Origin of the sequence: Streptomyces chromofuscus (genome assembly GCF_015160875.1) — a bacterium.
GTDB classification, from domain to species: Bacteria; Actinomycetota; Actinomycetes; order Streptomycetales; family Streptomycetaceae; genus Streptomyces; species Streptomyces chromofuscus.
Genome location: NZ_CP063374.1, coordinates 5,126,843 through 5,144,109, shown reverse-complemented (window position 1 = coordinate 5,144,109; position 17,267 = coordinate 5,126,843). Strand labels below are relative to the sequence as shown.

The window sequence follows — 17,267 nt, the reverse complement described above, 5'->3', positions numbered from 1 at the left end:
CCGCTCGGTCCGGGCCTACCTACCCCCCGTTCGCCGCCCGCATCGCCGCCCCCACGATTCCCGCGTTGTTCTGCAGCTGCGCCGGGACGATCTCCGCCTTGATGCCCTCGACGTAGTGCAGGAACTTGTGCGCCTTGCGGCTCACGCCGCCGCCGATGACGAACAGCTCCGGCGAGAAGAGCATCTCGACGTGCGCGAGGTACTGCTGGACCCGGTGCGCCCACTGCTCCCACGACATGTCGTGGTCGTCCTTGACCTTGCTGGAGGCCCGCTTCTCGGCGTCGTGGCCGTGCAGCTCCAGATGGCCCAGCTCGGTGTTGGACACGAGGACGCCGTCGGTGAAGACGGCGCTGCCGATGCCGGTGCCGAAGGTCAGCACGATGACCGTGCCCTCGCGGTCGCGGCCGGCGCCGAACGCCATCTCGGCGACGCCCGCCGCGTCCGCGTCGTTCACCACGGTCACCGGCACGCCGCCCAGGCGGTCGCCGAGCAGCACGCGCGCGTCGGTGTCGATCCAGCTCTTGTCGACGTTCGCCGCCGTGCGGATCATGCACCCGCCCGTGACGACGCCCGGGAAGGTCACTCCGACCGGGCCGGTCCAGCCGAAGTGGTCGACGACCTCCTTGACCCCGTCGGCCACCGCGTCCGGTAGGGCCGGGTGCGGGGTCAGCACCTTGTATCGCTCGTCCGCGAGGTCGCCCCTGTCGAGGTCCACAGGGGCGCCCTTGATCCCGGATCCACCGATGTCCACGCCGAAGATCTGCATGTCACCACGTTACGACGGACGACTGACAGTCACGACGCCGCACCCGGCCCCCGTCACCGCACCCGGCGGCTCACGCCTCGGCGGAGCCCTCCGTGGCCGTGCGCTGTGCGATCAGTGCCGCCGCCTCCTCGCGCAGGTCGCGGCGGAGTTCCTTGGGCAGCGAGAAGGTGATGGACTCCTCGGCCGCCTTGACGATCTCGACGTCCTCGAAGCCACGCTGGGACAGCCACTCCAGCACCTGCTCGACCAGCACCTCGGGGACGGAGGCTCCGGAGGTGACGCCGACCGTCGTGACGCCGTCCAGCCAGGCCTCGTCGATCTCGTCGGCGAAGTCCACCAGGTACGCGGCGCGGGCGCCGGCCAGCTTGGCGACCTCAACGAGTCGCTTGGAGTTGGAGGAGTTGCGGGAGCCGACGACGATGACGAGGTCGGCCTCGGCGCCCATCTGCTTCACGGCGAGCTGGCGGTTCTGGGTGGCGTAGCAGATGTCGTCGCTGGGCGGCGAGATCAGCTGCGGGAACTTCTCCTTCAGCGCGTCGACGGTCTCCATGGTCTCGTCGACGGAGAGCGTGGTCTGGGACAGCCAGACGACCTTGGACGGGTCGCGGACCTCGACCTTGGCCACGTCGCCGGGGCCGTCGACGAGCTGGATGTGGTCGGGGGCCTCGCCGGAGGTGCCGATGACCTCCTCGTGGCCCTCGTGACCGATCAGGAGGATGTCGTAGTCCTCGTTCGCGAACCGGACGGCTTCCTTGTGGACCTTGGTGACCAGCGGGCACGTCGCGTCGATGGTGGCCAGCCGGCCCCGTTCCGCCTCCTGGTGGACGACCGGGGCGACGCCGTGCGCGGAGAACATGACGATGTTCCCCGGGGGGACCTCCTCCGTCTGCTCGACGAAGATGGCGCCCTTCTTCTCCAGGGTCTGCACGACGTACTTGTTGTGGACGATCTCGTGCCGGACATAGATAGGAGCGCCGTACTGCTCCAGGGCTTTCTCGACGGCGATCACGGCGCGGTCCACACCCGCGCAGTAGCCACGGGGGGCGGCGAGCAGGACACGGCGGCCAGACGAAGCAGTCATGGCACCCATCGTAAGGCCGCGTTCGGGGGGTCAAAGATCGCGCCCTCGTGACGTTCCCGGGGAGTCTGGCCTGGAGCCGGGAGGGATGGGGAAGCGCAGCACGTACGCGACCGTCGGAGGCAACTGATGTCCGGATCCGGCACGGTGGCGACCGGGGCGGAGGAGCAGCAGGGGCTGCGGCGCACCCTGGGCCTTCGGGACCTGGTCGTCTACGGGTTGCCGTTCATCGCCCCGATGGCCCCGGTCGGCGTGTTCGACGCCCTGGACGCCAGGTCGCACGGGGCGGTGGTCCTGGTGTACGTCGTCGCCACGGTGGCGATGGCGTTCACCGCATGCAGCTACGCCCAGATGGTGCGGGTGGTCCCGCAGGCGGGCTCGGTGTTCGCCTACGCGACGCGCAGTGCGCAGGTGGTGGGGGCGTGTGGCTGGTGGTCGGAGGAGTGATGCTGGTGGCGCAGGCCCGCGGGAAGAGCCCGGCCGGCGTCTGAGGAGGGGCGGGATTGTCGGTGCCGCCCATTACGCTCGCCGCATGGCAGTCAACACGTCCCCGGAAACCCCCCTGCCCGTCGGTGAGGTGTCACGGCTCATCGGGGGGTGGATCGACCGGCTCGGGGCGGTCTGGGTCGAGGGGCAGATCACGCAGTTGTCGCGCCGGCCGGGCGCGGGCGTGGTGTTCCTGACGCTGCGGGACCCGTCGTACGACATCTCGGTGAGCGTCACCTGTTACCGGCAGGTGTTCGACGCGGTCGCCGACGTGGTCGGCGAGGGCGCGCGGGTCGTCGTCCTGGCGAAGCCGGAGTGGTACGCGCCGCGGGGGCAGCTGTCGCTGCGGGCCGCCGAGATCCGGCCCGTCGGGGTCGGGGAGCTGCTGGCGCGCCTGGAGCAGCTGAAGAAGAAGCTGGCGGGTGAGGGACTGTTCGCGCCGGAGCGCAAGCGGCCGCTGCCGTTCCTGCCGCAGCTGATCGGGCTGGTGTGCGGGCGGGCCTCGGCCGCGGAGCGGGACGTGCTGGAGAACGCCCGGCACCGCTGGCCCGCCGTGCGCTTCGAGGTGCGCAACGTCGCCGTGCAGGGCGTGCACGCCGTGCCGCAGGTCGTGCAGGCGGTGAAGGAGCTCGACGAGCTCGACGACGTCGACGTGATCATCGTGGCGCGGGGCGGGGGCAGCGTGGAGGACCTGCTGCCGTTCTCCGACGAGCAGCTCGTGCGGGCCGTCGCGGCCTGCCGTACGCCGGTCGTCTCGGCGATCGGGCACGAGCCCGACAACCCGCTCCTGGACCATGTGGCCGATCTGCGGGCCTCCACGCCCACCGACGCCGCGAAGAAGGTCGTACCGGACGTGGGCGAGGAGGTCGAGCGGGTGCGGCAGCTGCGCAACCGGGCGCGGCGGTGCGTGGCGGCGTTCGTGGAGCGCGAGGAGCGGGGGCTGGCGCACGCGCTGGCGCGGCCCTCGATAGAGGACCCGCACCGGATGATCCGCGAGCGGGAGGACCAGGTGGCGGCGCTGGTCGAGCGGGGGCGACGGTGCCTGGGGCACCACCTGGACCGGGCCGAGTCGGAGCTGACGCACACGCACGCGCGCGTGGTGGCCCTGTCGCCGGCGGCGACCCTGAAGCGGGGGTACGCGGTGCTGCAGACGGCCGACGGGCACGTGGTCCGCGCACCGGACGAGGTGACGGCCGACGAGCGGCTGCGGGCGCGGGTGGCCGAGGGTGAGTTCTCCGTACGAGTCGATGCGTAGGGTGAGGGGATGACCAGCGAGGTGGAACAGACGGCGGCCCGGACCGAGGCACTCGGCTACGAGCAGGCCCGGGACGAGCTGATCGAGGTCGTACGGCGGCTGGAGGCGGGCGGTACGACGCTGGAGGAGTCCCTCGCGCTGTGGGAGCGGGGCGAGGAGCTGGCGAAGGTGTGCCGGCGGTGGCTGGAGGGCGCGCGGGCCCGACTGGACGCGGCACTGGCCGAGGAGACGGCGGAGGAGTCGGGCGAGCAGGCGTCCGGCGGGGGTCGGGCCGAGTAGGCGGCCGGCGGGCAGCTCGGGCCGCGTAGGCGGCCGGCGGGCAGTTCGGGCCGAGTAGGCGGCCGGCGGGCAGCTCGGGCCGAGTAGACGGCCGGCGAAGGGCGGCCCGCGTAGGCGGCAGACGGAGGGCGGCCCGCGTAGGCGGCAGACGGAGGGCGGCCCGCGTAGGCGGCAGACGGAGGGCGGCCCGCGTAGGCGGCCGGCGGGCAGCTCGGGCCGCGTAGGCGGCCGACGGGCAGCTCGGGCCGAGTAGGCGGCCGGCGGAGGGCGGCCCGCGTAAGCGGCCGACGGGGGTTCGCAGCAGGCGGCCGGCGAGGGCTTGGGCGAGCGGGCGATCTGCGGCGAAGTTCGAGGCGAGTCGGCGTTCCGGGGCCGGGCCGAGCAAGCGACGGACCGGGTCAGGCCCCGGCAGACGTCGCGGACCTTTGCGAAGCGCATGCGATTGTGAAGTGGCTCACCGCGCTCCGGATTTAGTTGAACGTTGAACTTCATTGACGTACGGTCGGTGCCGTCAGCCGATCCGCCCCGGATCCGACGCACGAACCGAGAAGGTTGCACGATGTCCCTCGCACTTGACCCCGCCGCCCAGGACCTGCTGTTCCGAGAGGCCCGCACTGCGAACACCTTCACCGACGAGCCGGTGACCGAGGAGCAGGTACAGGCGATCTACGACCTGGTCAAGTACGGCCCGACCTCCATGAACCAGTCGCCCCTGCGCGTCACGCTGGTGCGCTCCCCCGAGGCCCGCGAGCGCCTGGTGCAGCACATGGCCGAGGGCAACCAGGCCAAGACGGCCGCCGCCCCGCTGGTCGCGATCCTCTCCGCGGACAACGAGTTCCACGAGGAGCTGCCCCGGCTCTTCCCGCACTTCCCGCAGGCCAAGGACGCGGTCTTCGGCGACCGCGCCGTGCGCGAGAGCAACGCCGCGCTGAACGCCGCCCTCCAGGCCGCGTACTTCATCATCGGCGTCCGCGCCGCCGGCCTGGCCGCCGGCCCCATGACCGGCTGCGACTTCGATGCCGTGCGCAAGGAGTTCCTGGACGACGACCACACCCCGCTGATGGTCGTCAACATCGGCCGTCCGGGCCCGGACGCCTGGCACCCGCGCTCGCCGCGACTGGCGTACGAGGAAGTCGTCACCACCGTGTGACCGACCGGCATGTCGACGACAGAGGCCCCCGGCTCCGGCCGGGGGCCTCTGTCACGGCCTCATGACGACATGTCTCCATGGCGACATGTCGTCACAGCGCCTCACGGCGTCACGACGTCACGACGCCTTCAGCGCCTTCGCCATCGTGGTCAGCTGGTCGAACGAGCCCGTGCCGGCCACCACCGTCGTCGCGCCCTTGGCGTCGTCGTCCTCCGCCAGGACGAGCGCGTCGTACCGGCCGCCGGTGTAGCGGATCCACGTTCGGCCGTCGATCTCCTGGGTGACCTTGGTCTCGTCCGCCCCCTGGGTCGCGTCCTCGATGAACAGGACCCGCCGGTCCATGGACTGCTTCACGGCGACGTACTCCCCGTCGGGTGCGCGGAAGCCGAGGTGCCAGGCGTCCTGCTCCTGGCCGTCGAAGCGGACCGACGTCGGCTTCCAGGTCCGCGGCAGGCCCTCGGGCGCGGCCACCGGATAGGCGGCGGCGCGGCGCGCCGTGAGCAGCTCGACCCGGTAGTCGACCCGCTTGAGATCGGGTTCCCCGTCGTCGTCGTGCGGGATGAAGAGATACATGACCAATCCCGCCAGCACGATCAGGCCCAGGGAGAGAACCATGTCCCGGACCGTCTTCTGCTTGCCGTTCGTACCTGCCACGCGTCCTATCGTCGCAGGTGCCCCGGCCGCTCATCCGTGGGGGGCTCTGCTCATTCTGTCGATCTGACGATAGAGTCGGCCGCGAACCCTCATCCGGCCGTCGTCGTATCAGAAAGGTGCGCTCCGATGACCGAGCATCACTTGCCGTCCGAACTCGATGTCCCTTCCGAGGCCCCCGACCGCAACCTCGCCCTGGAACTCGTCCGGGTGACGGAGGCCGCGGCGATGGCCGCGGGCCGCTGGGTGGGGCGCGGTGACAAGAACGGCGCCGACGGCGCCGCCGTGCGCGCGATGCGCACCCTTGTCTCCACCGTGTCCATGAACGGCGTCGTCGTCATCGGGGAGGGCGAGAAGGACGAGGCGCCGATGCTCTTCAACGGGGAGCGCGTCGGCGACGGGACCGGGCCCGAGTGCGACATCGCCGTCGACCCGATCGACGGTACGACCCTCACCGCGAAGGGCATGCCGAACGCGATCGCGGTGCTGGCAGCCGCCGAGCGGGGGTCGATGTTCGACCCGTCCGCCGTGTTCTACATGGACAAGCTGGTCACCGGGCCCGAGGCGGCCGACTTCGTCGACATCGACGCGCCGGTGTCCGTGAACATCCGGCGGGTCGCCAAGGCCAAGCGGTCGACGCCGGAGGACGTGACCGTTGTCATCCTCGACCGGCCCCGGCACGAGGGACTCATCCAGGAGATCCGCGAGACGGGTGCCCGCATCAAGCTGATCTCCGACGGCGACGTCGCGGGCTCCATCCTGGCGCTGCGCGAGGGCACGGGCGTGGACCTGCTGCTGGGGATCGGCGGGACGCCCGAGGGGATCATCTCGGCCTGCGCCGTGAAGTGCCTCGGGGGAACGATCCAGGGCAAGCTGTGGCCCAAGGACGAGGAGGAGCGGCAGCGGGCGATCGACGCCGGGCACGACCTGGACCGCGTGCTGCACACCGAGGACCTGGTGACCGGGGAGAACGTGTTCTTCGTGGCCACCGGCATCACCGACGGAGAGCTGCTGCGGGGCGTGCGGTACCGGTCGGAGACGGCCACCACCGACTCCATCGTGATGCGGTCCAAGTCGGGGACCGTGCGGCGGATCGACTCCGAGCACCGGCTGAGCAAGCTGCGGGCGTACAGCGCGATCGACTTCGACCGGGCGAAGTAGGCGCAAACCCGCGTTCTCGCGGCATCGAGAAGGCGCCCCCTGTGCGGAGGGGGCGCCTTTCTTCGCGTGGGCCGGCGGGTCAGCCCGCCGCCGCTATGCGGTTGTTCGCCCGGGCTGCCTTCTTCAGTTCCAGTTCGCGGCGGCGACGCCTGGCCAGGACCACGCGGCGTTCGGCGGCGGTGAGACCGCCCCAGACGCCGTACGGCTCGGGCTGGAGCAGGGCGTGTTCGCGGCACTCGACCATGACGGGACAGCGGGAGCAGACCCGCTTGGCCGCCTCCTCCCGGGAGAGCCGGGCGGCCGTCGGCTCCTTGGACGGCGCGAAGAACAGGCCGGCCTCGTCGCGCCGGCACACGGCCTCCGTGTGCCAAGGGGCGTCTTGGTCCCTGTCTCGCGCCGGCACCCGCTGGGCCGGAACGCCAGCTACCTGCAGGGACGTTTGCGGCGGTTGCAGCACGGTCTACTCCTGACGACGGCTTCGCGAGCGAGAGACGATGCAGCAAGGTCTACCCGCTGTACGCGCGCCTATGCAGGGAGTTCCCGACCACCGGAATCCGGAGGTGAGGATGCGCCGCCGGACCGGGGGCGGACCGTGACCGAATCCCCTCGGCATCAGCCCGGCTTCACGACCGTCAACGGTCCAAGTGCTTACGCAGACCCTTGTCGACCTTGCGCTGCACCCGGTCGAGGATGTCCGCCACGAGCTTCCCGCGCTTCGGCCGCGCCTCGATGTTGCCGAGGACGGCCCAGCCGTCCACGAAGACGACGGGCGCGTCGGGGTCCGTCGCGTCCAGCGTGTCCACCTCGAAGTTGCCGAGGATTCCCCCGCCCGTGCCGCGCAGCGAGACGTTCTCCGGCACGCGGACCTCGACGTTGCCGAAGACGGACCACGCCTTGATGACGACCTGCTGGTACTCGAAGATCGCCTCGCTGAGGTCGATCTCGACGCTGCCGAAGATCGAGTAGACGTGGAGACGGCGGCCCGCCCGCCAGCGCCCCTTGCGCAGCGAGGCGCTGAACACCGCGATCACGTTCTCGTCCGGCTCCGCCGGTATCGCGCCGGCCGTCGGACGCCGGGGCGCGGAGACGTATGTGGGGGTCGCGCGGGCCTGGTGCGCGCCGGGCAGGTCCCGCACGTACGGCTCGAGTTCGCCGACCGTCTTGGCGCGGTAGACACCCTCCACCCGCTCGGCGTGCTCCTCCGCGGTGAGGCGGCCCTCGGCGAGGGCGTCGCGCAGGATGTCCGCGAAGCGGTCGCGGTCGGCGTCGGAGGCGCGGAGCTCGGAGACGGGCGCGGTCTGCTTCTGAAGGTCCACGACAGCAGCGTACCCAAACACGATAGATCGCGACACCCCAGGGGGCCGCAGAACTGAGCCTTACCTCACAACCTCGCCGTCGGCGGCACGTCCTACGCTGGTGGACGCTTGCCAATGGAGGCCGGCCGCTGTCTGCCGTGAGTGAGGAATGGGCGCGATGCCTGAGTTCGAGTACACCGATCTGCTCCCCATGGGAGAGGACACCACCCCGTACCGGCTGGTGACCTCCGAGGGTGTCTCCACCTTCGAGGCCGACGGGCGGACGTTCCTCAAGGTCGAGCCCGAGGCGCTGCGCAAGCTCGCCGAGGAGGCCATCCACGACATCCAGCACTACCTGCGCCCGCCGCACCTGGCCCAGCTGCGGCGGATCATCGACGACCCGGAGGCCTCGGCCAACGACAAGTTCGTCGCCCTGGACCTGCTGAAGAACGCCAACATCGCCGCCGCGGGCGTGCTGCCCATGTGCCAGGACACCGGCACGGCCATCGTCATGGGCAAGCGCGGACAGAACGTCCTCACCACGGGCGAGGACGAGAAGGCGCTGTCCAAGGGCATCTTCGACGCGTACACCAAGCTGAACCTGCGCTACTCCCAGATGGCCCCGCTGACCATGTGGGAGGAGAAGAACACCGGCTCCAACCTCCCGGCGCAGATCGAGCTGTACGCCACCGACGGCGGCGCCTACAAGTTCCTGTTCATGGCCAAGGGCGGCGGCAGCGCCAACAAGTCCTTCCTCTACCAGGAGACCAAGGCCGTCCTGAACGAGGCCTCCATGATGAAGTTCCTGGAGGAGAAGATCCGTTCGCTGGGCACGGCCGCCTGCCCGCCGTACCACCTGGCGATCGTGGTCGGCGGGACGAGCGCCGAGTACGCGCTGAAGACCGCGAAGTACGCCTCCGCGCACTACCTGGACGAGATCCCCACCGAGGGCTCGCCGCTCGGGCACGGCTTCCGGGACAAGGAGCTCGAGGAGAAGGTCTTCGAGCTGACGCAGAAGATCGGTATCGGCGCCCAGTTCGGCGGCAAGTACTTCTGCCACGACGTCCGGGTGATCCGCCTCCCCCGGCACGGCGCGTCCTGCCCGGTCGCCATCGCCGTGTCCTGCTCGGCGGACCGGCAGGCGGTCGCCAAGATCACGGCGGAGGGCGTCTTCCTGGAGCAGCTCGAGACCGACCCGGCGCGCTTCCTGCCGGAGACGACCGACGAGCACCTGGACGAGTCCGGCGACGTCGTGCGGATCGACCTCAACCAGCCGATGGACGACATCCTCGCCGAGCTGACCAAGTACCCGGTCAAGACCCGGCTCTCGCTCACCGGCCCGCTGGTCGTGGCCCGTGACATCGCGCACGCCAAGATCAAGGAGCGGCTGGACGCGGGCGAGGAGATGCCGCAGTACCTGAAGGACCACCCGGTGTACTACGCCGGCCCCGCGAAGACCCCCGAGGGCTACGCCTCCGGCTCCTTCGGCCCGACCACGGCCGGCCGGATGGACTCCTACGTCGAGCAGTTCCAGGCGGCGGGCGGCTCGAAGGTGATGCTGGCCAAGGGCAACCGCAGCAAGCAGGTCACGGACGCCTGCGGCACGCACGGCGGCTTCTACCTGGGCTCCATCGGCGGCCCCGCCGCCCGCCTCGCCCAGGACTGCATCAAGAAGGTCGAGGTCGTCGAGTACGAGGAGCTCGGCATGGAGGCCGTCTGGAAGATCGAGGTCGAGGACTTCCCGGCGTTCATCGTGGTCGACGACAAGGGCAACGACTTCTTCCAGGACCCCGCCCCGCAGCCGACCTTCACGACGATCCCGGTGCGCGGGCCCGGACTGGCGTAGTGCCTTCAGCGGCGGCGGGGCCGTTTTCGCCCCGCCGCCCCTGTGCTTTCCGTCCTTCGGGGAACGGTCCCGTTCGGGACGGGCATCCGGAACATCCCCGCCGCTCGGATCGCTGTAGCCGGTATGAGTGAATACCGCATCGAGCACGACTCCATGGGCGAGGTCAGGGTCCCGGCGGACGCCAAGTGGCGGGCGCAGACGCAGCGGGCCGTGGAGAACTTCCCCGTCTCCGGGCAGCGGCTGGAGCGTGCCCACATCGAGGCCCTCGCGCGCATCAAGGCCGCGGCCGCGACCGTCAACGCCCGGCTCGGCGTCCTCGACAAGGACATCGCCGAGGCCGTCCAGGAGGCGGCCCGGGAGGTCGCCGAGGGGCGGTGGGACGACCACTTCCCCGTGGACGTGTTCCAGACGGGCTCCGGCACCTCGTCCAACATGAACACCAACGAGGTCATCGCGACCCTCGCGAGCGAGCGGCTCGGCCGGGGCGTCCACCCCAACGACCACGTCAACGCGTCCCAGTCGTCCAACGACGTCTTCCCCTCCTCCCTGCACATCGCCGCCACGGCCGCCGTCCTGCGCGACCTGATCCCCGCGCTGAGGCACCTCGCCGAGTCCCTGGAGCACAAGGCGGAGGAGTTCGCCGACGTGGTGAAGTCGGGGCGGACCCACCTGATGGACGCCACGCCCGTGACGCTGGGGCAGGAGTTCGGCGGGTACGCCGCCCAGGTGCGGTACGGCATCGAGCGGCTGGAGGCCTCGCTGCCCCGGCTCGCGGAACTGCCGCTCGGCGGCACGGCGGTCGGTACCGGTATCAACACCCCGCCCGGCTTCCCGGCGGCCGTGATCGCGGAGGTCGCCCGCGCCACCGGGCTGCCGCTCACCGAGGCCCGCAACCACTTCGAGGCGCAGGGCGCCCGGGACGGCGTCGTCGAGACCAGCGGGCAGCTGCGCACCATCGCGGTCGGACTGACGAAGATCGCCAACGATCTGCGCTGGATGTCGTCCGGGCCGCGCACCGGGCTCGCCGAGATCAACCTGCCCGACCTCCAGCCCGGTTCGTCGATCATGCCCGGCAAGGTGAACCCGGTCGTCCCGGAGGCCGTGCTCATGGTCTGCGCGCAGGTCGTCGGCAACGACACCACCGTCGCCACAGCCGGCGCCTCCGGCAACTTCGAGCTGAACGTGATGCTCCCGGTCATCGCGAAGAACGTGCTGGAGTCCGTCCGGCTGCTGGCCAACGCCGCGCGGCTGCTGGCCGACCGCACCGTCGACGGCATCACCGCCAACCGCGAACGCGCCCGCGAGTACGCCGAGTCCTCGCCCTCCGTGGTCACCCCGCTGAACCAGTACATCGGCTACGAGGAGGCCGCGAAGGTCGCCAAGAAGTCGCTGGCCGAGCGCAAGACGATCCGTCAGGTCGTGCTGGAGAACGGGTACGTGGAGCGCGGCGACCTCACGGTGGAGCAACTCGACGAGGCGCTGGACGTGCTGCGGATGACCCGTCCGTGACCGGCGCGGCGCGGGTGCGAGCGGCGCGCGAACCGTGACGCGCGCCGCAGCGTCGTATGCCTGGGACACCTAATATCTGTGCATGGCGGAAGACGGAGCGATGAGACGCGTGGAAGCGGGCGGGGCACCGGCCTTCTGGGCCCCGGGCAGTCACATCCTGTGGCGCTACCGGGAGAACGCAGGCGACCGCTTCCACATCGCCCGCCCCGTCACCGTCGTACGCGACGACCCCGACCTGCTCGCCGTGTGGATGGCGCCGGGCACGGAGTGCGTCAAGCCGGTCCTCGCCGACGGGACGCCGGTGCACCTGGAGCCGCTGGAGTCGCGCTACACCAAGGCGCGGACCGTGCAGCGGGACCGCTGGTTCGGCACCGGCGTGCTGAAGCTGGCCCGGCCCGGGGAGCCGTGGTCGGTGTGGCTGTTCTGGGACCCGGGCTGGCGGTTCAAGAACTGGTACGTCAACCTCGAGCAGCCGCTGGCGCGCTGGGACGGCGGGGTCGACTCCGAGGATCACTTTCTCGACATCTCGGTGCACCCGGACCGCAGTTGGCAGTGGCGCGACGAGGACGAGTTCGCGCAGGCCCAGCGGGACGGCCTGATGGACGCCGCGCAGGCCGGACGGGTGCGGGCGGCGGGGCGGGCCGCGGTGGAGGTGATCCGCGCCTGGGGGCCGCCGTTCTCGGACGACTGGCCGCGCTGGCGTCCCGATCCGGCCTGGACCGTACCCTCGCTTCCGGAGGACTGGGATCGTACGCCTGCGCATGTGTCCTCATGAGACCCTTGCTGCGCCCCCGGGCAGGAAACGTAGGATCGTCCTCCGCAAGGGTCGCGCGGTGGCAACTCGCGGGGCGCGCAGTGTGCTTGACCGGATGTCACCGAGGGGCGGCAGGACGTGAGCGAGGGGTACGAGGGCAACACCCGCAGGGCCTGCGCCACAGGCGGGACTCCCGGTGCGGACACCGAGGGCCGCGGCCGGTCCGCCGGTGGCGGACGAACAGCCGCTGACCGCCCGGTAATTCCGTTCCTGGGGCACGTATTCGGGGTATCGGGATCTCTGCGGGACGAACTGCACGCGCGGTGCAAGGCGCGCACGGGCCCGGACGGATGGATGCGACACGCGTGACGGAGCAGCCGACCTCTTTCGAGCGCCCCCAGGCGGGCATCGACCCCGCGGATCCCCGCGGGGCGCTCCTGCGTTCCCCGGCGGCTCCGCCGGCGCCCGGTGCCGCCGCCTTACCGGCGCAGGCCCGCAGCACCGGTGAGACGCCCTCGGGCACGTCCGTGACGCCCGGAGACGGCGCCGGCCCCGAGCACTCCCAGCCGGCCGCCGACGAGCCGATGGGGTCACCTCCGGCTCGAACGAAGCCGAGCGCGGGCGACCACCGCCCGCGCCCCGCCCCGGAGGTCATCCCGGCGCAGCCCGGCAGCGACCCGGAGCGTTCCGGCCCCGGCGGACAGGAACGCCGTACCGGCCAGGCCTCCCCGCTCGGCCGCCCCACGCCGATGCGGCGGGACGGCGACCGGCTGCGCTTCGTGGGCGCGGCCACCCGGCGGATCGCCCGCGGCATCGACCTCGACGAGATCGTGATGGGGCTGTGCCGGGCGACCGTGCCGACCTTCTCCGACGCGATCCTCGTCTACCTGCGCGACCCGCTGCCGGTCGGCGACGAGCGGCCCACGGGCCCGGTCGTGCTGCGGCTGCGGCGCACCGACCGGATCCCCGAGGAGCGGGACACCGAGGGCGGCTTCCTGCCGATGCTCCAGCCGGAGCCGTCGGAGTTGTCGACGCTGACCGCCGAGCTGTGCGAGGTCCGGCCCGGTGGCGCGCTCGCCGAGGTGCTGCGCGGGGTGCGGCCGGTCTTCGCCGACGCGCCCGCCGCGCGCGCCGCGCTGCCCGAACTGCTCGGCGAGCACGGCGAGTCGGTGATCCCGGCCGGCCAGCGGGCCATCCTGGCCCCGCTGCGGGGCCGCCGCCGCGTCATCGGCGCCGCGGTGTTCCTGCGCCGCCCCGAGCGGATCCCGTTCGAGGCCGACGACCTGCTCATCGCCGCCCAGCTCGCCACGCACAGCGCGCTCGGCATCGACAAGGCGGTGCTGTACGGGCGGGAGGCGTACATCGCCGACGAGCTGCAGCGCACCATGCTTCCCGAGACCCTGCCGCAGCCGACGGGCGTCCGGCTGGCCTCGCGCTACCTGCCGGCCGCCGAGACCGCGCGGGTCGGCGGCGACTGGTACGACGCCATCCCGCTGCCCGGCAGCCGGGTCGCGCTCGTCGTCGGCGACGTGATGGGGCACTCCATGACGTCCGCCGCGATCATGGGCCAGCTGCGGACGACGGCGCAGACGCTCGCCGGACTCGACCTGCCACCGCAGGAGGTGCTGCACCACCTCGACGAACAGGCGCAACGGCTCGGCACCGACCGCATGGCGACCTGCCTGTACGCCGTGTACGACCCGGTGGCGCACCGGATCACCATCGCCAACGCGGGCCATCCGCCGCCGGTGCTGCTGCACCTGGGCGGGCGGGCCGAGGTGCTGCGGGTCCCGGCGGGCGCGCCGATCGGCGTCGGCGGCGTCGACTTCGAGGCGGTGGAGCTGGACGCGCCGGCCGGGGCAACGCTGCTGCTGTACACGGACGGGCTGGTCGAGTCCCGGCTGCGGGACGTGTGGACCGGCATAGAGCAGCTGCGGGAGAAGCTCGCCGCGACCGCGCAGCTCACGGGCCCGGACCATCCACCGCCGCTGGAAGCGCTGTGCGACGAGGTGCTGGACATGCTCGGGCCGGGTGACCGGGACGACGACATCGCGCTGCTCGCCGCCCGGTTCGACGGGATCGCGCCGAGTGACGTGGCGTACTGGTTCCTGGAGCCGGAGGAGATGGCGCCGGGCAAGGCCCGCCGGCTGGCCCGGCGCGCGCTGGCCCGGTGGGGGATGGACGAGCTGACGGACTCCGTCGAGCTGCTGGTCAGCGAGGTCGTGACGAACGCCGTGCGCTATGCGTCGCGGCCGGTGACGTTGCGGTTGCTGCGGACGGACGTGCTGCGCTGCGAGGTGGGCGACGACGTGCCGCAGCTGCCCCGGCTGCGGCAGGCCCGGGCCACCGACGAGGGCGGGCGTGGGCTGTATCTGGTGAACCGGATGGCCCGGCGGTGGGGGGCGACTCGGCTCAGCACCGGGAAGGTCGTGTGGTTCGAGCTGAATCGCGGGTAGGGGCCGCGAGTGCGCCGTAGGGGCTCGTGACGTACGGCGCGTGCGGGTTGTGGGCGGCTTCTCGCGCGGTTCCCCGCGCCCCTGAGAGCCTTGAGGGCGCCCGGCGTTGTGTGCCGGGCGCCCTCGTTGTCATTCCTCGCTGTCCGGGAACAACGGGTTCTCCGGGGTCGTCCCGTCCGTCGGTGTCGACGTCGGGGGCTGGGTCGTCGGCGTCTGGGACGGGGACTGGGTGGGCGTCTGGCTCGGGGTTCCGGTCGGCGTCCGGGTCGGGGACTGGGACGTCGGGGGTGCCGAGGTGGGGGGCTCGGACGTGGGGGCCTGGGTGGTCGGCTCCAGGGTGGGCGTCGGGGTGTACGACGGCTTCACCGCCGCGCCCTGGTCGGTGTCCAGGTCGAACTTGGTGACCTCGTCCATCACGCCGAAGGTGTACGCCGCCCAGATCTGCGCCGGGAAGCCACCGCCGTTGACGCGGCCCTTGCCCGGGAGGGTGCCGGTGGCGCCCGCCATGTTCACCTGCCGGCCGGTCTTGGCGTCCTCGCCGAACAGGCCGACCGAGGTCACCAGGTTCGGGGTGTAGCCGGTGAACCAGGCGGACCTGCCGTAGTCGGAGGTACCGGTCTTGCCGGCCACCTGCTGCCCCTGACGCTCCGGGTTGTCCCGCACCGACGCGCGGGCCGTGCCGTCGTCGACCACGCCGGTGAGCACCGAGGTGACCGTGTCGGCGGCCTCGCGGCTGATGACCTGGTCGCCGACGGGGTCCGGCAGGTCCACCACGGTGTCCTTGTGCTCGGCCGAGGCGAGGATCGCCGGCGTGACCTTCTTGCCGTGGTTGTCGAGGGTGGCGTAGATCCCCGCCATCTCCAGCGGGCTCGCCCCCATCGAGCCGAGCGTCTGGGCCGGCACCGCCTCCATGCCGTCGGTGTCCATGCCGAGCCTGCCGGCGACCTCCATCACCTCGTCCATGCCGACGTCGACGCCCATCTGCGCGAAAACGGAGTTGATGGACTTGTTCATCGCGGTCTGCACGGTGACGTCACCGTAGTCGACGTCGTCCTCGTTCGGCGGGGCGAAGCCGACCTTGTCGCCGTTGTCCACGACCTGGTGCCTGCTGTCACCGTCGTAGCCCGTGTTCGCGGTGATCGGCTCGCCGTCCTGGGTCTCGGCGCCGTCCTCCACGGCTGCGGCCAGGATCACCGGCTTGAAGGTGGAGGCCGGCTGGTAGTCGCGCCGGGTCGCGTTGTTGCGGTAGTGCTTGAGGTAGTCCACGCCGCCGTACATCGCGACGATCTTGCCGGTCTTCGGGTCGACGGACACGGCGCCGGGCTGGATGTTCGCGTCGACCTTGCGCTTCTCCGGGTCGAGCTTGCTGGTGAGCTGCTCCTCGGCGGCCTTCTCCAGTGCGTTCTGCTTCTTCTTGTCGATGTTCACGGTCATGGTCCAGCCGCCGCGCTTGACCATGGCGAGCGCGTCGTCCTCGCTGTCCACCGCGCCCTGCGCCACCAGTTGCCGGGCCAGTTCCGCGTTGGCCGCGTCGACCAGGTAGCCGGTCTGGCCCTCCATGCCGGGCGTGCCCTGCGGCTCCTTCGGCACCGGGAACGTCATGCCCCGGCGCTCCGAGGCGTTCAGCCAGCCCTCCTCGACCATGTTGTCCAGGACGTAGTGCCAGCGGTTCTTCGCCAGTCGCTTGCTGGTCTGCGAGGCGACCGCCCAGTCGTACTGGCTCGGCGCCTGGAGCAGCGCGGCGAGGTACGCGCCCTGTTCGACGGTGAGTTCGTCGGCGTCGACGCGGTAGTACGCCTGGGCGGCGGCCTGGATGCCGTAGGCGTTGCGGCCGTAGTAGCTGGTGTTGATGTAGCCCGCGAGTATGTCGTCCTTGGACATCCGGCGGTCCACCTTCAGGGAGATCACCAGTTCCTTGAGCTTGCGGGTGACCGTCTGTTCCTGGCTGAGGTAGTAGTTCTTGACGTACTGCTGGGTGATCGTCGAACCGCCCTGCGCGCCCTTGCCGCTGAGGGTGTTGAGCAGACCGCGGGCCGTGCCCTTCAGGTCGACGCCGTTGTCCTGGTAGAACGTCTTGTTCTCGGCGGCGACGAAGGTCCGCTGGACGTCCTTGGGCACCTTGGCCAGGTCGACGACCTCGCGGTTGACCTCGCCCTCACGGGCCAGGACCGTGCCGTTGGCGTACTTGTAGACGTTGCTCTGCAGCTTCGCCGCCGCGTTGCCCTCGGGGACCGGCACGAGCAGGTACAGCAGGATGAAGCCGCCGATGCCGAGCAGGCACAGGCCGAGGAACGTGCCGAGGATCTTCCTCCAGGTGAACAGACGGCGTACGCCGGTCTTCCCGGACGCGCCGGGCCTGGTCCTGCGGCGGCCGTGGCCGACCGGGCCCGCGGGGCCCGCCGGGCTCGCCGCGCGCGACGAACGGCGAGGCCGGGGTGCCGCGCGGTGGCCGCCGCGCTGTCGCGCTCGTCTCTCTTCCGCTCGTCCCATGAGTCCGTTCGCTCCGCTCCGCTCTCGGTGGTCACATCGGTGTCGTGGCTCAGGTCAGCTCCGAAAGCTAACACCGCTCTCTATGACAAAG

General features: G+C 71.3%; 14 protein-coding genes and 1 pseudogene. 9 read left to right on the top strand and 6 right to left on the bottom strand.

Annotated features, from left to right (window positions below; translation table 11 throughout):
• Positions 1–19: 19 nt before the first annotated feature.
• Both ppgK and IPT68_RS23300 read right to left on the bottom strand, forming a co-directional pair.
• Complete coding sequence (gene ppgK, locus IPT68_RS23305; RefSeq protein WP_189696322.1) at positions 20–766, bottom strand: polyphosphate--glucose phosphotransferase; 747 nt, start codon at positions 764–766, stop codon at positions 20–22.
• Positions 767–836: 70 nt separating this feature from the next.
• Positions 837–1,856, bottom strand: coding sequence for a 4-hydroxy-3-methylbut-2-enyl diphosphate reductase (locus tag IPT68_RS23300; RefSeq protein WP_189696321.1), 1,020 nt, complete (start codon positions 1,854–1,856; stop codon positions 837–839).
• Between the two features lie 117 nt (positions 1,857–1,973).
• Here IPT68_RS23300 and IPT68_RS23295 point away from each other — a divergent pair.
• The 4 genes and pseudogenes from IPT68_RS23295 to IPT68_RS23280 all read left to right on the top strand — a co-directional run.
• Positions 1,974–2,240: pseudogene (locus IPT68_RS23295) on the top strand (amino acid permease); the annotation flags it as partial.
• A gap of 136 nt (positions 2,241–2,376) precedes the next feature.
• Positions 2,377–3,585: an exodeoxyribonuclease VII large subunit gene (gene xseA / locus IPT68_RS23290; RefSeq protein ID WP_189696320.1), complete on the top strand. Its 1,209-nt coding sequence runs from the start codon at positions 2,377–2,379 to the stop codon at positions 3,583–3,585.
• A gap of 9 nt (positions 3,586–3,594) precedes the next feature.
• The gene (locus tag IPT68_RS23285; protein ID WP_189696319.1) at positions 3,595–3,864 is read left to right on the top strand and encodes an exodeoxyribonuclease VII small subunit; all 270 of its coding nucleotides are present in this window, start codon (positions 3,595–3,597) and stop codon (positions 3,862–3,864) included.
• 559 nt (positions 3,865–4,423) lie between these two features.
• Complete coding sequence (locus IPT68_RS23280) at positions 4,424–5,014, top strand: malonic semialdehyde reductase (protein ID WP_189696318.1); 591 nt, start codon at positions 4,424–4,426, stop codon at positions 5,012–5,014.
• A 117-nt stretch (positions 5,015–5,131) separates the two neighbouring features.
• On the opposite strand, the gene IPT68_RS23275 is transcribed toward IPT68_RS23280, so the two are convergent.
• On the bottom strand, positions 5,132–5,668 hold the full coding sequence (locus IPT68_RS23275; RefSeq protein ID WP_189696317.1) for a DUF4245 domain-containing protein: 537 nt from the start codon (positions 5,666–5,668) through the stop codon (positions 5,132–5,134).
• A gap of 126 nt (positions 5,669–5,794) precedes the next feature.
• Here IPT68_RS23275 and glpX point away from each other — a divergent pair, with 126 nt between their 5' ends.
• Positions 5,795–6,826 (top strand): class II fructose-bisphosphatase, encoded by a 1,032-nt coding sequence (glpX, locus tag IPT68_RS23270; RefSeq protein ID WP_189696316.1) that lies wholly within the window; start codon positions 5,795–5,797, stop codon positions 6,824–6,826.
• 79 nt (positions 6,827–6,905) lie between these two features.
• Here glpX and IPT68_RS23265 read toward each other — a convergent pair whose 3' ends face one another.
• Complete coding sequence (locus IPT68_RS23265) at positions 6,906–7,283, bottom strand: WhiB family transcriptional regulator (protein ID WP_189696315.1); 378 nt, start codon at positions 7,281–7,283, stop codon at positions 6,906–6,908.
• A gap of 175 nt (positions 7,284–7,458) precedes the next feature.
• Positions 7,459–8,142: a DUF1707 SHOCT-like domain-containing protein gene (locus tag IPT68_RS23260; RefSeq protein WP_189696314.1), complete on the bottom strand. Its 684-nt coding sequence runs from the start codon at positions 8,140–8,142 to the stop codon at positions 7,459–7,461.
• A 148-nt stretch (positions 8,143–8,290) separates the two neighbouring features.
• Between IPT68_RS23260 and IPT68_RS23255 the strand changes: the two genes are divergently transcribed.
• The 4 genes from IPT68_RS23255 to IPT68_RS23240 all read left to right on the top strand — a co-directional run bounded on the left by IPT68_RS23255 (position 8,291) and on the right by IPT68_RS23240 (position 14,686).
• Entirely contained in the window at positions 8,291–9,967 is a 1,677-nt protein-coding gene (locus IPT68_RS23255) for a fumarate hydratase (RefSeq protein ID WP_308438735.1), read from the top strand.
• A 123-nt stretch (positions 9,968–10,090) separates the two neighbouring features.
• Complete coding sequence (locus IPT68_RS23250; protein WP_189696312.1) at positions 10,091–11,476, top strand: class II fumarate hydratase; 1,386 nt, start codon at positions 10,091–10,093, stop codon at positions 11,474–11,476.
• An 82-nt stretch (positions 11,477–11,558) separates the two neighbouring features.
• Positions 11,559–12,251, top strand: coding sequence for a cytidylyl-2-hydroxypropylphosphonate hydrolase (gene fomD / locus IPT68_RS23245; protein ID WP_189696311.1), 693 nt, complete (start codon positions 11,559–11,561; stop codon positions 12,249–12,251).
• Positions 12,252–12,580: 329 nt separating this feature from the next.
• Positions 12,581–14,686: an ATP-binding SpoIIE family protein phosphatase gene (locus IPT68_RS23240; RefSeq protein WP_189696310.1), complete on the top strand. Its 2,106-nt coding sequence runs from the start codon at positions 12,581–12,583 to the stop codon at positions 14,684–14,686.
• 129 nt (positions 14,687–14,815) lie between these two features.
• Here the strand turns inward: IPT68_RS23240 and IPT68_RS23235 are convergent, their stop codons facing one another.
• On the bottom strand, positions 14,816–17,176 hold the full coding sequence (locus IPT68_RS23235) for a transglycosylase domain-containing protein (RefSeq protein ID WP_189696309.1): 2,361 nt from the start codon (positions 17,174–17,176) through the stop codon (positions 14,816–14,818).
• Positions 17,177–17,267 lie beyond the last annotated feature (91 nt).

Excerpts from the sequence above, each read along its gene's own strand:
- IPT68_RS23285 (WP_189696319.1), top strand. The coding sequence starts at position 3,595 with ATGACCAGCGAGGTGGAACAGACGGCGGCCCGGACCGAGGCACTCGGC.
- IPT68_RS23300 (WP_189696321.1), bottom strand. The coding sequence starts at position 1,856 with ATGGGTGCCATGACTGCTTCGTCTGGCCGCCGTGTCCTGCTCGCCGCC.
- fomD (WP_189696311.1), top strand. The coding sequence starts at position 11,559 with ATGGCGGAAGACGGAGCGATGAGACGCGTGGAAGCGGGCGGGGCACCG.
- glpX (WP_189696316.1), top strand. The coding sequence starts at position 5,795 with ATGACCGAGCATCACTTGCCGTCCGAACTCGATGTCCCTTCCGAGGCC.
- IPT68_RS23280 (WP_189696318.1), top strand. The coding sequence starts at position 4,424 with ATGTCCCTCGCACTTGACCCCGCCGCCCAGGACCTGCTGTTCCGAGAG.
- IPT68_RS23255 (WP_308438735.1), top strand. The coding sequence starts at position 8,291 with ATGGGCGCGATGCCTGAGTTCGAGTACACCGATCTGCTCCCCATGGGA.
- IPT68_RS23250 (WP_189696312.1), top strand. The coding sequence starts at position 10,091 with ATGAGTGAATACCGCATCGAGCACGACTCCATGGGCGAGGTCAGGGTC.
- xseA (WP_189696320.1), top strand. The coding sequence starts at position 2,377 with ATGGCAGTCAACACGTCCCCGGAAACCCCCCTGCCCGTCGGTGAGGTG.
- ppgK (WP_189696322.1), bottom strand. The coding sequence starts at position 766 with ATGCAGATCTTCGGCGTGGACATCGGTGGATCCGGGATCAAGGGCGCC.
- IPT68_RS23240 (WP_189696310.1), top strand. The coding sequence starts at position 12,581 with ATGGATGCGACACGCGTGACGGAGCAGCCGACCTCTTTCGAGCGCCCC.
- IPT68_RS23235 (WP_189696309.1), bottom strand. The coding sequence starts at position 17,176 with ATGGGACGAGCGGAAGAGAGACGAGCGCGACAGCGCGGCGGCCACCGC.